Raw genomic sequence first — 15,940 nt, forward strand, 5'->3', positions numbered from 1 at the left:
CATGTGTTTATATCCATGGCGACCGGCCTGCGAAAGGTTTTGAGTGTTGCGTTGTAAAGCCAGGTTGTCAAACGACTACGCCGGTTGTTTTTATGCTGGCGATTTATTCCTTTCTTTGTAAAAAAAATCAACTATATTAACCGGGTTTGTAAGCATTAAATCGGTTTATTGATGGCTAATAAAAAGGAGATGTTTTCATGGCGGATATTCGCGGCGAATTGGTCAATTATGGCAAAAAAATAGCGCGCTCCGGCCTGGTGGCCGGGGCCGGCGGCAACATCAGCGCGCGGGACGGAAAAATCATCTGGATGAAGCCGAGCGGTTTTGCAATGGATGAAATGAGGCCGGCCGACTTGTGCGGGATGGATTTGAAAAGCGGGCGCCAAATCGCCGGCAAAAACAAACCCACTTCCGAATTCAACATGCACCTGGCCATTTACCGCGTCCGGCCGGAAATCACGGCTGTATTTCATACCCATTCACCATGGGCCTCCGGGGTGATCAGCGCTGGGGTGAAAATCAAGCCCATGTTCGCCGAGTTTATCAACGACCTGGGGCGCGTGACAACCATTCCTTATGTTACGCCGACCACCATGGAACTGGCACAGGCCGTTAAAAAAGCCGCCCGGAACCATGACACGATTTTCATGGTGAACCACGGGGTGCTTGCCGTGGGGCAGGTGATGAAGCAGGCTTTTTACCGTTGCCTGGTGGTGGAACACGCCGCCATCTCGCTGGCGGCGGCGGCCATTACGGGACATCCGCGCTTCCTCAGCAAAAAGCAGCAGGCCGACCTGATGAAACTGGACGCCCCGAAACACCGCTTGAAAATGATGCAGGCGTAATCCCGCCTGGCCGCGCATCCGCATTTTTCAATATCAGACTTCCTGATCCGCGTCTCAAAAAACGCGGATCAGGAAGTCTGAATTTTTGTGTAAGCAACTGGGGCGTTTGTCATGTGTCCGACATTTTAATTGACAATTGGCCCGTTCCGTGAAAACATTTAGCGTTTTTGTGTGGAAATTTTATGTTGACACGGCCGCTCCGGCGGAGCAAGGGGGGGGGGCATCAACAGTTCCGCCGGCCAAAGACTTGACGGCCCGCGGGGAGCTTTTCGGCTCCGTCTCTGTCTGGCTCATGATGGCAGGGCGGTATAATTATTCCTGTTGCCTTTCCGTGAAAGAACTTAGCTCCAGCTCGCTGATAAATATGCCGGACGGTTTTCATGCCCATGAATCTTTGGTGGAAATGAAATTTGAAAAATAAGGCACAGCTTTCCACCATGACGCCCATGATGCAGCAGTACCGCCGGATCAAGGCGCAACTGCCGCCGAATACCATTCTTTTTTTCCGGCTGGGCGATTTTTATGAAATGTTCTTTGAGGACGCGGTGGAAGCCTCCGCGATCCTGGATATCGCCCTCACCAAACGCCAGAAAGCGCCGATGTGCGGCGTGCCTTATCACGCCTATGAAAATTATCTCAGCAAGCTGATCCGCGCCGGCAAAAAAGTGGCCGTTTGCGACCAGGTTGAAGACCCCGCCGTTGCGCGGGGCATTGTCCGGCGCGAGGTTACCGGGATCGTCTCGCCCGGCGCGGTGTTGAACGAGCAACTGCTGGATTCATCAAAAAACAATTTCCTGGCCGGGCTTTATCAGACCGGCGCCTCTTACGGCCTGGCCCTGCTGGATCTTTCCACCGGCGAATTCTTGATGGAAGAGACCGAAAGCGCCGATACGCTTCGTGATAATCTCCTGCGCTGGGCGCCCGCGGAATGTGTCATGCCGGCCTCCCTGCTTGAAGGGGCCGGCTCGCCCTTGAAACAAATGGTCGGCGATGAATTGCGTCTTCCGGCCACCCCTTATGAAGATTGGATGTTTGAATACGCGTCGGCCTATGAAACGCTGACAAACCATTTTGAGGCGCAGTCGCTTGACGGGTTTGGGTGCGAAGGGTGCCTTGCGGGGGTCGGGGCGGCCGGCGGAGTTCTGCATTACGTCAAAAACGTTTTGCATCGTTCCGCCCGGAACGTGCGTTCATTGCGCCGTAAAAATCCGGACGATTTCCTGTTTATGGACGAGGCCACACGGGGCAACCTTGATCTCGTTGGCGCGCGTGTTTCCGCGCGGGGCGGGCTGGCCGGCGGCGCATTCTGCGGGGGGGAAACCGCCGCCACACTGTTGGGCGTGCTGGACGCCACCAGGACGGCCATGGGCGGGCGGCGCATGCGCGAATGGCTCCTGCGGCCGTTGGCGGAGAAAAACGCGGTTTTGCGGCGGCACGACGCGGTCGCGGCGTTTTGTGAAGAGAGAACCCTCCTGCGGGATATGCGCGCGGAGCTGGGCCGGGTTCGGGACCTGGAACGGCTCGTTGCCCGGCTGGCATCGGGTGCGGGCGGGGCGCGCGACCTGCGCGCGCTGGCGCAGTCGCTGGGTGCGCTGGCGAAAGTCCGGGGACTCCTGAACGGCGTCCAAACGCGCCTGCTCGCCGACCTGGCCGGGCAAATAACGCCGCTCCCGGAACTGGCGGATTTGATTGAACGCGCGATTGTTGATGAGCCGCCGGCCATGCTTAAGGATGGCGGCGCGGTCCGGAGCGGCTATAATGCCGCCCTGGATGAACTGCGCGCGGCGGCCACTCAGGGACGCGCCTGGCTGGCGGAATACCAGACAAAAGAGCAGCAACGCACCGGCATTAAAACCCTGAAGGTTCGTTATAACCAGATTTTCGGATATTATCTTGAGGTTTCAAAGGGACAGGCGGCCAATGTGCCGCCCGATTACGCCCGTAAGCAGACCCTCGTCAACGCCGAACGGTTTATCACACCGGAATTGAAAGAGTTTGAAAATAAAATTATCGGAGCCCAGGAGCGCGCCCTGGCGTTGGAAGCCGAACTGCTGGCGGACCTGAAGGATAAAGTTCTGCCGGAGAGCGGCCGGATACTGCAATCGGCCTACGCCATCGCCGCGCTGGACGTCCTTGCTTCCCTCGCGGACAGGGCCCTGGCTTTGCGCTACGCGCGGCCGGTGATGACGGACGGCAGGACAATCCGGATAAAAGACGGACGCCATCCGGTTATTGAACAGATGCCATCCGGCGACCGGTTCGTGCCCAATGACACCCTCCTGGACTGCGAGGCCAACCGCCTGATCATCATTACCGGTCCCAACATGGCCGGGAAATCAACCTATATCCGCCAGGTGGCCCTGATTGTCATCATGGCGCAGATGGGGTCGTTCGTGCCGGCATCAGCGGCTGAAATCGGCGTCGTTGACCGGATTTTCACGAGGGTGGGCGCAAGCGACGACCTGGCCCGCGGCCGGAGCACCTTCATGGTTGAAATGCAGGAAACCGCGAATATTTTGAACAATGCCACCGAACGAAGCCTCATTGTGCTGGATGAGATCGGACGCGGCACGAGCACTTTTGACGGCATAAGCATTGCCTGGGCGGTGGCCGAATATCTGCACGACGCCATTAAGGCCAAGGCGCTTTTTGCCACTCATTATCATGAATTGACGGATATCGCCGTAACCCTGAAGGGCGTCCGGAATTACAACGTGCTCGTGCGCGAGGAGAACGACCGCGTCGTCTTTTTACGGAAGATTGTGGCTGGCGCCGCGGACAAAAGCTACGGCATCCAGGTCGCCCGCCTGGCCGGACTGCCGGCGGATGTGGTGGCGCGCGCCCGGGAAATCCTGCTCAATCTTGAAGAAGGCGAGTTTGAGGAGGCGGGCCAGCCGAAAATCGCCGTTCACCGCCAGCGCAGGGCCAGGGATAATTCTCTGCAGATGGACTTGTTCGGAGCTCGGCTCTGAACCTGATAACCTTGAATAACTATTAAGCCATTTGCAGAAAGAATTGACGGGATAACAGGATAATCCTGTTTATCACGACTTCGTCGTTCTTTTGGACACCGTCCGTTGGCCGGTGTCCAAAAGAATAATCCGATATTCGGCGGGTTATATGGTGAGCTGCGGTTATGACCGTTGGGATTGAAAAATAAGCCTGAAAATATATGCAAGAAAAGCAGGATTCATTCCGACGCAGCGTAGGAATGTTTTGAGATGCTGATTTACAGGATAAAACCCATCCTGCCTGCCCAGCCGCAGGCCAGGGTTATCCTGTCAAAATTTTCTGTGGATAGTTAAAAGGATACAACCTTGATTACCGATGAAAGAATACCTTTACGGCATCAATCCGGCCTTTGAGGTTGTGCGCGCCGGGAAGCGCAGGATTTATTGTGTCTATATTGCGGACACAATCCGGAACGCCGTTCGGACGCTTAAACTGCTTGAACTGCTTAAAAAGGCGGGGGTGAAGGCGGAATTTGCAAGCAAGGGCCGGCTTTTTGAATTGTGCCGGACGACCGAGCACCAGGGCGTTGTGGTTGAAGCGGAGGCCTATCCTTATGTTTCGTTTGCGGAATTATTGGAATATGACCGGATTTTGCTTCTGGACAACATTGAGGATCCGCAGAATGTCGGCGCAATTTTAAGGAGCGCGGAATCATTCGGCTGGGGAAATGTTCTGCTTTCCAGCCGCGGCACGGCGGGAGTGTATCCCTCGGTTGTCAAGGCAAGCGCCGGGGCGAGCGAGCATCTGCGGATCGCGCGCGATCACGCCGCCAATTATTACGCGCGCGAGGCCGTCAAAAACGGTTTTACGGTTGTGGCCCTGGACGGGAGCGGGAAAATGACGATCAGTGCGCTTGAAATTCCGCAGGAGGAGCGGGTGATGCTGGTGATCGGCGGCGAGCACCGCGGGGTTGGCCAGCTTATTCTGAATACGGCCCGTTATGTTGTTCGCATACCGCTGCGGGGAAAAATTTCTTCTTTGAACGCCTCGGTCGCCGCGGGAGTGGCGCTTTACTTGATAAGAAATCGCTTTTCAGCCGATGCAGACACGCAGCCACCGGCATCAGTATGAACAGGTGTTTCCATGTTTGGCAGTGTGCGAAATCCGGAAAAACATGTCAAGCGCAATTTGCTTTCTTGATGAGTTCGCGCCACTTGGCCGACCAGGTGGCGGCGGCCTCTTCGGCGGCGCGCTTGTCACGCTGACCGCGGTCATCTGATAGACCCGTTCCCGATTTTTACCGCAGAGATCGCTGAGGCAAAACTGAAAGGCCTCGTTCGGTTTAATTTGAACTTCTTAAAAAGCAATATCCGCCAGACCGTGATTTTCCCGTGGGGGTGCATTGCGGCTCAATGATCGGCAAAATCCGCGATATGCTTACTTTTGAAGGCCTGGCCTACGCCGTTTATGATTATCCCGACATGGTGGAAGACATGGTGGAAACATCTTGCCTGCTCGTGGAGGATTTCCTGGATAAGGTTCTCGGCAAGATTGATTTTGACTTTGCCTCCGGTTGGGAGGACATCTGTTTTAAAAACGGCCCGATCGTCTCGGTTGACTTTTTCAAGAACATCGTCATGCCGCGTTACAAACGCATCAATAAAAAATTGAAAGCGCACGGCATTGACGTCTGGTACACGGATTGCGACGGCGACGTTCGCCCCATCCTGCCTTATTTCCTTGAAAGCGGGATCAATTGTCTCTTCCCGTTTGAAGTCAACGGATGCGCCCACCCCGGCGAACTCCTGAAAGAATACGGCAAGGACTTGCGGATCATGGGCGGAGTGAACAAACTGGAGTTGGGCAAGGGGCCAAAAGCCATAAAAGCATACCTGGAAACTCTTGTGCCGCTCGTGGAACGCGGCGGCTATATTCCTTTCTGCGATCACCGCTGCCCGCCGAATGTCAAACCGGAAGATTATCTGTATTATCTTGATCTCAAGGAAAGGATGTTCGGAATAAAATGACAAAACGCGATGTAGTCCGGCTCGTGCTTAACGGCAAACGCCCGCCCTATGTTCCCTGGTCTTTTGCATTCACTTGCGAGGCATGGGAAAAAATCGTCCGCCATTTCGGCTCCGACGCGGCTACGGAGGCTAAATTGCATAATCACATGCGCGGGTTTGGCCCGGATAGATTTGAGAATGTCGGCAATGACTGCGTGCGCGATATGTTCGGAGTTACCTGGGACCGGAGCGTGGACAAGGATATCGGCAACGTCAAGGGGCATTTTTTGCCGGAACCGACCCTGAAGGGCTATAAGTTCCCCGATCCGCTGGAAAAGCGGGTTTTTGCGGACTTACCCGGGGAAATCAAAAAACACAATGATTGTTTCCTTGAGTTCAGCATCGGCTTTTCCCTCTACGAGCGTGCCTGGACATTGCGCGGGATGGAAAACCTGATGATGGATTTTTATGATCATCCCGATTTTGTCCGGGATCTTTTAAGAACGATAGCGGATTCCAACATTGTGAATTATTTGATGAGCTTATTTCCATCGGCCTGAATTGTTTTAATCCTTTTCAACCCGAAGTCATGGACGTGGAAGCTCTCATCAAAAAGTATCGGGGAAGGCTGGCCTTCTTCGGCGGCCTTTCAACCCAAAAAACGCTCCCTTACGGAACGGCGGAAGACGTCAGAAAAGAAACCCGGCGCCTGCTGGAACTGGGGCGCGAAGGCGGTTATATTCTGGCTCCGGCGCATGCCGTTGAAGGCGACGTTCCCCTGGAAAACATGCTGGCTTTTATTGACACGGTCCGGGAACAGCAGGAGTTTAATTAGGATTAATTCCCCCCGCGAAAGATGAAAAAAACGGCGCCGCAAAGGCAGAGTCCCGCGTAAACAAAGTCCATCCGGACGGATTGCTTCATATAAAATACGGCAAAGGGAACGAAAACCGAAAGCGTGATCACCTCCTGCAAAATCTTCAACTGCGAAAGCGAAAGCGCCTGAAAACCTATTCGATTGGCGGGAACCTGCAACAGGTATTCGAAAAGCGCGATCCCCCAGCTCACAATCGCGGCAATCACCCAGGGACGGTTGCCAAGGTTCTTCAGATGTCCATACCATGCAAAGGTCATGAAAATATTCGACAGCATCAAAAGCAGAATTGTCTTTAAAAAAACCGGCATGCGGCTCTCCTCCTCCTTTCTCGCGTAAAAGTTGTTGGCGCCGATTATTGCCGAATTATTTGCGCTGTCAATTATCTTCAGGAAGTCTGAAAAGGCGCCTGCCATATTTTCGTCTCTTTAGATCCGAAATAAAGCGCTTCCGCATCAACCTGCAGGGCATCCTTGACATCGTCGTCAATTTTGGCAACCAGTTGAGCGAGGCATCCGCATTCCACCGCTTTCTTCGGCAACCCCAAAAAGTCACGAAGTTTTTGGTAAGCAACCACGTGAATTCCGGAACAATCCGTTCCGGCCAGATCATACGGATAACGGTCCACCGAACGACGATCAACTGCCGCCAAAACTCTTTCTCTGCCAGTCATTTGTCCTCCTGTTCAATTGTTGCCGCTTTTACCAATTGCGCATAAATCCAATGCCCGAAGTCATTCGGATGATTGACGTTGTTGGCGGCAAGGCTCTCAACGCTTTTGCGCGCCAGCATCCTTTCCCAGCAGGAAGTCACGTCCGCAAAGGAATATCCGTTATTATCGGCGATCCCCCGCAGTACCGCGCGCAATTCCAGAAGCCGTCCCGAGGTGTGGCGCCAGCGCGGGTTGGGAAGCATCGGCGAAACAAGCGCGATCAACGCATCCGGGTTCGCTTTTTTTGCCGAAGCGCATATCGCGTTGAGATTGGCCATGAATTTTCCGGGCGGTGTTGCGATGTCTCCGGAAGCGCCGCGGTTTTGATCGTTCATTCCAAAGCCGATCAGGACAATATCAGGTTTGAGCGGCGCCAGTTCGCGCTCGAAGGCCGTAACACCCCGCTCTGACGCCATTCCGCCGACCGCCTTGTTATAGACGCGAAACGACACCCCGTGATATTTCCGCTCAAGCGCGTCCGCCCATTGCCAGGCATAGGAACGTTCGGAAACAGTGGCGTCACAGCCATAGGTGATGCTGTCCCCGATGATGCCGATGGTCATTTGTTTTTTTTCGAAACAATCCGGGAAAAGCCGATTGCCGGGTTCGGAAGAAAGCATCGGCGGTTCGTCCGCAGCAAACGCGTAGTCGCAATAGACGGTAAATCGCGCATTGCCGAAATCCGCGGCTTCACGATGGTCGAATCGTTCCCGTCCGTAAAAAACATGATCGCGATAGTCCGGAATGCGCGAGCCGGGAGTGCGGCAAAGAGCGCCGTTTTCATGGTCAACTGCGTAGTCCTTGCCCTCTTCATAAATAATTACGCCCTGATCGAAATCGAGATATTTCGAGCGCAACGCGACGCTTCCGGGAATGATGCGCGCCTGTAAAAGCCGTTCGGGATTTGTCCCGGCAAACACAAGACTTTCCCCGAATACGGTGTTTTGAAGGTTAAATTCCTGTCTTAAAAAACGCATATCATGTCCTGGAACTTACAGAAGATCACGCAGCAATCTCAAATCACGCCACGAAAGAATGTGCGTCTGATCCCGCCGGCGATTCTCTTCCCCGCCGTAAACGAGCCATGCCTTGGAACGATGCGGAAGCGCCAACTTCAGCCAGTGGTCAACACCTTTAAAAAAATCGCCATTCAGTGTCTGGCCGGATTTAATTTCCACAGGAATCAGTTCGTCCGCTTTTTCAATAATAGTATCCACCTCGTTACCGGCGCGGTCCCGCCAAAAATAAAGGTTTGACGTTAACCCCCGGTTAAAACGCGCTTTGATCATTTCGGAAATTACCAAATTCTCAAACAGAACTCCGCGCTGGGGGTGCGTCATGATCTGATCCGCATTCTGAATGGCCAAAAGCCAGCAAACCAGTCCGGTATCATAAAAATACATTTTCGGCATTTTTATAATCCGTTTGTTAAAATTACGATGATGCGGCTGGAGCAGAAAGACGATATAGCTGGCTTCCAGGATGGAAATCCAGGCGCGGGCGGTATTGTGCGTGATCCCGGCGTCGGCCGCCAACTGCGACAAGTTCACGAGCTGTCCGACGCGACCCGCGCATAACCTGACAAATCGTTGAAACGCGTTCAGATCCCGAACATCTATCATTTTTCGCACATCCCGCTCAATATAGGTTTGAATATAATTTGCATACCAGATGGTTGGATTAAGTTTACGATTATGCACGGGAGGATAAAAACCGCGAAACATAGTTTCTTGTAAAGCGGGTGATTTGCCGCCGTACATTTCCAAATAAGAGAATGGAAGCAACTGAACCATGGCGATGCGTCCGGCCAACGACTGAGTGATCCCCGATAACAATCCAAATTGTTGGGAACCGGTTAAAATAAATCGTCCCATTTTATCTGACGAATCCATTATTTCCTGCAGATAGGAAAAAAGCGCGGGACAATTTTGAATTTCATCCAAAATGGCTCCCGCGCGATATTTCTCAAGAAATCCGCGCGGATCTTGCAGGGCGAGTTCCCGTAAATCCGGATTTTCCAGAGAGACATACGGTTTATCCGGAAAAACATATTTAGCCAAGGTTGTCTTGCCTGATTGGCGGGGACCGGTAAGCGCCAGGGCAGAATAACCGCGAACAAGCTCCTTTATGATCGGCGCTATTTCTCTCTTAATCATGAGCGTCTTTCTACCACGGTTTATGCCAATTGTCAATTGAATTGACAATTAGCATAAACTTCAGTTCGGGAATCGTCCCGGACAGCACGAGACTTTCACCAAACACGGCATTTTGAAGATTAAATTCTGTCCTTAAAAAACTCTATTTTTATCATTTATCAAGACATCCGCTGAATATCAGCGTCGAAAACTTACCGAGATACTAACCCCATTTGTTTTTGCATCATTGTCAGCTCCACGGCATATTCCGCCGAGGAACGCCCTTTCCAGCGCCCGTTTCAACACCCCAAATGAAGGATCATTGGTTTCCCGGCATCGTCACGTTTTTGGCTCGTGACGGAACAACGCAGATATTGTTAATTATTTCGGCCAAAGGCTGATTGGTTGCCAATACGATAATTTCCAGAAGTTGCTTTTTAGCGCCGGGTTTGCAATCCAAACCAACCTTTAAAACCGTACAAATCACATCCGCCGGCGCCCAGGGCCGCTTTCGTTTTCTTGATAAGAAATCGCTTTTCAGCCGATGCAGACACGCAGCCACCGGCATCAGTATGAACAGGTGTTTCCATGTTTGGCAGTGTGCGAAATCCGGAATAAAACAATATGTTAAACTCTCAAATATTCCGTAATGACGTCCGCGAGCCGGTTAATCTCGGGGGAATCGTCAATCAGGTCAATAAGGACATCCTCGAATCTTCGGACAGCGCGTAATATTTCGAAAATGCGTATTGATGTGCCGACCGGCGCTGATTTTTTATCATTCGGCGCGGAAATCAATTGAAACATCATGCCGTTGTGGCCAGCGCCTGCCAATCAAATACCATGGTTGTGATTCCGGCCAACAAGGCGGCTTCTATACCGTTAAATCCGGCCAACCGAACATCATCCGGCATTTTCACTCCCAAGCGGACGAAGACCTGGAACAAATGTCCGTGGTCAATGCCCCGACAATCAGACAATCAACATGTTTCATAAAATAAAATTGTTCGAACGGCGTCAAACATGGCCACGATATTTTCCGGCGGCGTATCGGACTGAAGAGAATGGCTGGAGGATAAAATATATCCGCCACCCCTTCCCAAAATCTTTACCAGCCGGCAGACTTCCGCGGCCACGTCAGCAGGCGAACCATTTGGTAAAAGTTCCTGTTCGTCCACTCCGCCATGAAAAACCAGCTTGTCGCCGAAACGCTCTTTAAGTATTTCCGGCCGCATGCCTTGCGCACGCGTCTGAATGGGATCCAGAATTTTAACGCCGATTTCGATCAAATCCGGAATTATGGGAACAATACTGCCGCAGGAGTGATAACAAACCGGAAGACGACTGGCGCGGCAAATTTTGATTAAATCCACCAATGGTTGTTTCCAGAATCTACGCCACATTTCCGGAGAGAACATCAGACCGGTTTGAGAGCCGATGTCGCCGCTGAAACCGACTATGTCAATTTTCTTTCCGACAACCTTCAGGGCTTGTCTTAACCGATCACCATAGAAACCGGCAAGATGTCGGGCGATGGCATCAATAATTTCAGGATTTTCAACCATATCCAGCATGAACTGCTCCATGCCGCGCAAAAGATAGAAAATTTCCCAATCCCCGGCGGAAAGCATAACGGCTCGTTTGCCGTTGCCGCCTGTTTTGTCGATTTCGTCCGCCAAACCGGCATGATTAAACCATTTCGGATCCGGCCAGGCATACCGCTCAATTTCCATGACTGAACGCGCTTGCGCCAACGGAGTGTTTTGAGCTTCCATATAAACACAGTATTTGTTCTGTACCGGACGCCATTCTATGCCGAAGATATCCTTGCCCGCCCCTCCGAGAAATGGACCGCCGTACAATTCCTTGGGACCATTATAAACGAAAGAAACTCGCGTCAGATCAACACCCAGTCGGTCAAGGAGTGCATCTCCTTTCAGTCCAAGATAATTTTCCAAGGCCGCCAATGCTTCCGGCGTAGTTCGCAGTCTGCTTGGAATGTGGTCTGGGACTTTTCCTTCCAAAACCGTTTTTACTCGCTCGCGAGAACTTATCATCTTTTTCATAAAATCATCCAAATATTGCCCAAAACCGTTCAATGCACGCCGAACATTCATCTCCATTCCGGCCGGTCGCGGAATTCAACCGCCATTTCTTTCATGCCGTGCAGTTCGAAAACGATGATTTCGTTTTTCCCGGCGTGAAGCAGAGGCGCCGGCAAAAAGAAGGTCATTTGCGGCCCTATTTCCCAATAGCGGCCCAGATTAAAACCGTTGATAAAACATACCCCCTTTGTCCACCCCGGCAACGCCAGAAAAGTATCCGCCACTTTATCCACTTCAAAACATCCCCGGCAGAATATCGGCACTTTTAACTGAGCTACTTGCAAAAGTCTTCTTCTGCCATCTTCGGACCCACCCCCCGCTTCGCGTACCCCTCCCATGAGGGGAGCATAACATCTTGTCTTAGAACTCATTTCCGCCAGAGGCGGATCTGCCTTTGGCAGAAAGATCCCCTCCGCTGGAGGAGGGGTGGCCGACTTCTCCATCATAGCTCCTTGAGCGACGGAAGAAGGCCGGGGTGGGTTCCGGACCGACTTTTGCAACTGATTCAACTTAATGCCGCTTTCAAAAGGCAATGAAGAAATGTTGTTTAACGGCAAGCTGAAAATTTGCCAATGGCAGAGGAATTGCCGCTCCAATCTAATACCATCGGTAACGCCTTTATAATCGCGCAGATAAGGGCCATAATTAATCCGTCCCATGTTTTCAACCAACACATCCAGCCTGTGTTCTCCTTTTGAAAACCCGAGCATCACCTGATCCTGCGGCCCCCAGCGTTCAATCACGCCCTTGTATTCACCATCGACAAAAATCTGCGCGCGGTCATGAACCTCCTGCAGAACAAGCGGCATTGGCTCGCGCGGTCCGGTTACCGTTGTGCGATAAAGGATAAAGCCATAGTCCTGCCCGAGTTTTTCCATGGGCTCCGGCGTGACGCGTTGTTCGGGAGCGCCGAGATTTTCCAGCACATCAAACAACGGCGCAAACTCCGTCAACTCTACCTTCCCATAGGCAGCCTTCGGCAATGAAGGCGGCGGTTGCTCCTGCGGCAATGAAACATATTTGCCCATAACTTCACGAACCGCATAATATTTAGGGGTCGGATCGCCGGCTTCATCCAACAAACCATCATGGTCGTAGCTTGTGATATGCGGCTTATAGCGGCCGCCGTCATAATTGGCCCCATTCATAAATCCAAAATTGGTCCCGCCGTGAAACATATATTGATTCAACGCGGCGCCGGCGCTTAAGACCTTATCCACGAGTTTAGCCACTTCCTGCGGGGAACGTCTCTTGAAATGCCCGCCCCAATGAAGAACCGTATTCTGATTCCAGAATTCAGCGCACATCAGAGGACCATCCGGCTGATGTTCGCGCAATTTTGCCAGGGAAGAAACAGCATCGGGAACAATGGGGTCTTCGTTCCCAAAATTCACAGTTTTCAATACACCGGGCAATGTGCCGCCGACCAACATCCAATCCGTTGCTCCGTCCGAAGTGAAGAAGGGCACGCTAAGGCCGCGCGCGCGCATGCCGTCGGACAAATACCGCAAATATTTGGCGTCGCTCCCATAACTGCCATACTCGTTTTCCACTTGGACCGCAATTAATGGTCCGTCACGGATAACCTGAAATTTTGCCAAACGCGGAATTAATTCGTCAAAATAACGGTCAATGGCGGCCAGGTAGGCGGGATTGACGCAACGCAGTTGAATGCCTGGGTCTGCCAGGAGCCATGCCGGTAATCCGCCGAATTCCCATTCAGCACAGATAAACGGCCCCGGACGCACAATGACCTGCAATTCCAACTCGCCGGCAAGACTTATGAATTTTTCAACATCCAATCCGCCCTTGAAAACAAATTTACCCGGCTTTGGTTCATGCATATTCCAAGCTGTATATGTTTCCACGGTGTTCAAACCGAGATATTTCAGTTTTTGCAGGCGGTCTTCCCAATATTCGGGGACTACGCGAAAATAATGAATTGCCCCCGAAAGAAGCCTTGAATGAGCCTGACCTTTAAAAGTTTTTGATATTGTTTTCATTTAACAGAACCACAACATCGCAGATGTATACGTCCAATTCAATCGTTTGACTAAAAGGAGACAAAAAAAAGACATCCATTTCTAATGGATTTAATTATGCTATCCGGTTTCAAAATTAAAAGCAAGCTTTTTTTACTTCTTTTTTGACATATTTTATGATTAAAGTGTCATCTCTCGCCATATGAAAACCAAGACCAAAGCCAAGCGCCCTCCGCGCGATATCCCCATGCCAAGCGCCCATGACTGGCGCACAACCGACCAGGACGAAATCAACCGGCGTAAATTGCGCGCGCGGCAGGAATCGTTCCGTATCCGGCCGATGGACAAACTTCATCCCGTATTTTCCAATTTCCACGTCACCTCGGCCAGCGGCATGGAATATCAGGTTGAAATCCGCTCCCCTTTGCTCAGGATAATACATTCTTGACTTCAAGCCTATAAAGATGCGTTTTTTGATTTAATCGAGCATAAAGCGGTTTCCCTGTGGTGCACATCAATCAGGTTACCCCGGAAAAATCAAAAAGGAGAAGCTGTGTCGCGACAGGCGAAGCCTGTGAATGGAGGAAACGGAAGTAGAAACCATTTTGAATGACCTTGTGGGGAAAGCGCGAGCTTGAACCCATCCGGTAAAGCGAGTTCAGGCAACCGGAAGCGAGCCTTGCCCGTGTAGGGCGACCGAATCGGGAAGCGTAGGCGGCGGGCTGATAGCCGTTGGAAGATGAGCCTCGAAATAATCCGATCTGTTGGCGCACGTTGTCATACATGCGTGTGCAGGATGTGGCAAGCGAAGATGAACAGTTTGCCATGCGGCGGCGGGGTCTGAGACTGTTCACTTAGGTTCGCCTGTGTTGTCACCTGTTTGTTTTGTAATGGCCCGGTAAATGGCGTCGTGTTCCAATAAAGAAGAACATTTCATGCCGAATAAAACACAGAGGGTTGACATAAGTACCATGCCTCCAACCGCAAGCTGATATGATTCAGACGACTGTCTCACGAAGGATGGTATAAATAAGCAGAATAAGGCCAGCAGCCCGCTTGTCACTGTTAATACGACATAGGTCCACTTCATTCGGCAGACGTATTTCTGAGATAGAATTGACTGTTTACTCATGGCTTCTCTTCCTTTCTTTTGCACATAACGACGGAACTCGCCTTCGTTTTGGCCGCAACGGCCAAATGGTCTTAGCGATTCCGACCAACAACCTCAAAACGGCGTTTACCGAATGTTCGTCGGGGAAATATCGAGCCACATCCGGGGAGAGCAAAACAAGGTTTGTCCCCTGCTGGAATCGCTTTGCGTATTTACCGCGCGCGCCACCCTTGAGCTTGGATAGGTCGTATTCTGGCCGCAGATCGTCTTCTATTTCTCTGTCATTCACCTTCTTCATAATATCTTCTTTCCTGCCGTTTTGTTTTTCTTGCGCTGATAATCCGAATATTGTCTCCGCGGTCCGTGTGCGCAACCATGAGCACCTGCCCAGACTGCGCCATCCCCACCGTGATGAACCTGTGTTCCGTGATAGAGTGATCCGGATCGTGATACGTGATTGAAAGAGGATCACCAAGAACGGACGCAGCTTCCTGAAAAGACACACAGTGCTTGCGCTGGTTGCGGACGGCCTTCTGTGGGTCCCATTCAAATTTCATGCCCATACCATAGCAGGCCGTTTTGGTATCGGCAATCCTATTTTTATTTCTGACCGAACAGATGTTCGGCACCTGAAATGTCAAAAGCCGTGATGAAAAGCAAGAAAATAATGCTGGGTAAGGATGATGTGGGTATGAAGCATATGCGCGGTGCATTTCGCGCCACCAAGCGCCCCTGGCGCGAACTTGCCCGCTTAAGCGGCGAGATTGACGAGCTGTTGTGTGGATGCGGCCAGGAGTGCATTGAGCGCGGTGGTTAATATTTGGCCTGAGGAAGTGAGAAGATAACGGCGCTGGTTGGGCATTTTGCCGCTCGACAAAGGTAAAGCCCGTCCCCAGTTCCATGATAAACATTTCTAACTCGCGCAGAATGGCAGTTTCAAGGTCTTTCTCCTGGTATGCTCCTTTGAGTCCAAGAAAATCAAGGAAATATGGGTCGCGGAATATCAAGTCCTGGCCTAGTTTGTCCTCTTCCCGAAGTTCAGTCAGTTCCAGCCGCGCAAGTTCTTCCGGTTTTTTGGAAAGTGCTGTCCGTTTGGGGTTGCCCCGGATTGACGGACACGGCGGGCGAAGTAGAATATGAGTCAGAAAGGAGCCCGCAGTGAAACACAAAAGATATGATGAGGAATTCAAGAGGAACGCAGTAAATATGCTGGTAATG

General features: G+C 51.7%; 15 protein-coding genes and 1 pseudogene. 7 read left to right on the forward strand and 9 right to left on the reverse strand.

The genetic code is table 11. The annotated features are described in order from the left end of the window. The first annotated feature begins 197 nt into the window (after window positions 1-197). From PHP98_09720 to PHP98_09745, 6 genes and pseudogenes are all read left to right on the forward strand, one after another. Complete coding sequence (locus PHP98_09720; protein ID MDD5483907.1) at window positions 198-845, forward strand: class II aldolase/adducin family protein; 648 nt, start codon at window positions 198-200, stop codon at window positions 843-845. Window positions 846-1,255: 410 nt separating this feature from the next. After that, window positions 1,256-3,817, forward strand: coding sequence for a DNA mismatch repair protein MutS (mutS, locus tag PHP98_09725; protein MDD5483908.1), 2,562 nt, complete (start codon window positions 1,256-1,258; stop codon window positions 3,815-3,817). A gap of 355 nt (window positions 3,818-4,172) precedes the next feature. Then, entirely contained in the window at window positions 4,173-4,928 is a 756-nt protein-coding gene (gene rlmB, locus PHP98_09730; GenBank protein ID MDD5483909.1) for a 23S rRNA (guanosine(2251)-2'-O)-methyltransferase RlmB, read from the forward strand. Window positions 4,929-5,161: 233 nt separating this feature from the next. Continuing rightward, window positions 5,162-5,824, forward strand: a pseudogene (locus PHP98_09735) (uroporphyrinogen decarboxylase family protein). Further along, the gene (locus PHP98_09740; protein ID MDD5483910.1) at window positions 5,821-6,363 is read left to right on the forward strand and encodes a hypothetical protein; all 543 of its coding nucleotides are present in this window, start codon (window positions 5,821-5,823) and stop codon (window positions 6,361-6,363) included. Before PHP98_09735 ends, PHP98_09740 begins: the two are co-directional and overlap by 4 nt. Before the next feature lie 29 nt (window positions 6,364-6,392). Beyond that, window positions 6,393-6,638: a uroporphyrinogen decarboxylase family protein gene (locus tag PHP98_09745; GenBank protein MDD5483911.1), complete on the forward strand. Its 246-nt coding sequence runs from the start codon at window positions 6,393-6,395 to the stop codon at window positions 6,636-6,638. Window positions 6,639-6,640: 2 nt separating this feature from the next. On the opposite strand, the gene PHP98_09750 is transcribed toward PHP98_09745, so the two are convergent. The 6 genes from PHP98_09750 to PHP98_09775 form a co-directional block, all read right to left on the reverse strand. Continuing rightward, window positions 6,641-6,988, reverse strand: coding sequence for a DMT family protein (locus PHP98_09750; GenBank protein MDD5483912.1), 348 nt, complete (start codon window positions 6,986-6,988; stop codon window positions 6,641-6,643). Window positions 6,989-7,065: 77 nt separating this feature from the next. After that, window positions 7,066-7,350, reverse strand: a complete 285-nt coding sequence (locus tag PHP98_09755) for a hypothetical protein (GenBank protein MDD5483913.1) — start codon at window positions 7,348-7,350, stop codon at window positions 7,066-7,068. Then, on the reverse strand, window positions 7,347-8,366 hold the full coding sequence (locus tag PHP98_09760; GenBank protein ID MDD5483914.1) for an SGNH/GDSL hydrolase family protein: 1,020 nt from the start codon (window positions 8,364-8,366) through the stop codon (window positions 7,347-7,349). Before PHP98_09760 ends, PHP98_09755 begins: the two co-directional genes overlap by 4 nt. Before the next feature lie 15 nt (window positions 8,367-8,381). Further along, the gene (locus PHP98_09765; GenBank protein MDD5483915.1) at window positions 8,382-9,545 is read right to left on the reverse strand and encodes an ATP-binding protein; all 1,164 of its coding nucleotides are present in this window, start codon (window positions 9,543-9,545) and stop codon (window positions 8,382-8,384) included. Between the two features lie 959 nt (window positions 9,546-10,504). Further along, window positions 10,505-11,647 (reverse strand): uroporphyrinogen decarboxylase family protein, encoded by a 1,143-nt coding sequence (locus PHP98_09770; protein MDD5483916.1) that lies wholly within the window; start codon window positions 11,645-11,647, stop codon window positions 10,505-10,507. Continuing rightward, complete coding sequence (locus tag PHP98_09775; GenBank protein ID MDD5483917.1) at window positions 11,638-13,632, reverse strand: beta-galactosidase; 1,995 nt, start codon at window positions 13,630-13,632, stop codon at window positions 11,638-11,640. Before PHP98_09775 ends, PHP98_09770 begins: the two co-directional genes overlap by 10 nt. Window positions 13,633-13,813: 181 nt before the next feature. Between PHP98_09775 and PHP98_09780 the strand changes: the two genes are divergently transcribed. Further along, window positions 13,814-14,059, forward strand: coding sequence for a hypothetical protein (locus PHP98_09780; protein MDD5483918.1), 246 nt, complete (start codon window positions 13,814-13,816; stop codon window positions 14,057-14,059). Between the two features lie 402 nt (window positions 14,060-14,461). On the opposite strand, the gene PHP98_09785 is transcribed toward PHP98_09780, so the two are convergent. The 3 genes from PHP98_09785 to PHP98_09795 all read right to left on the reverse strand — a co-directional run. Further along, window positions 14,462-14,743: a hypothetical protein gene (locus tag PHP98_09785; GenBank protein ID MDD5483919.1), complete on the reverse strand. Its 282-nt coding sequence runs from the start codon at window positions 14,741-14,743 to the stop codon at window positions 14,462-14,464. Continuing rightward, on the reverse strand, window positions 14,736-15,020 hold the full coding sequence (locus PHP98_09790; protein MDD5483920.1) for a hypothetical protein: 285 nt from the start codon (window positions 15,018-15,020) through the stop codon (window positions 14,736-14,738). The genes PHP98_09785 and PHP98_09790 overlap by 8 nt, the downstream gene beginning before the upstream one ends. Further along, window positions 15,004-15,940 (reverse strand): PDDEXK nuclease domain-containing protein (locus tag PHP98_09795; GenBank protein MDD5483921.1); only part of this gene is annotated, 937 nt, incomplete at its 5' end. The genes PHP98_09790 and PHP98_09795, both read right to left, overlap by 17 nt.

The organism is Kiritimatiellia bacterium, assembly GCA_028715905.1.
Taxonomy (GTDB): domain Bacteria; phylum Verrucomicrobiota; class Kiritimatiellia; order JAAZAB01; family JAAZAB01; genus JAQUQV01.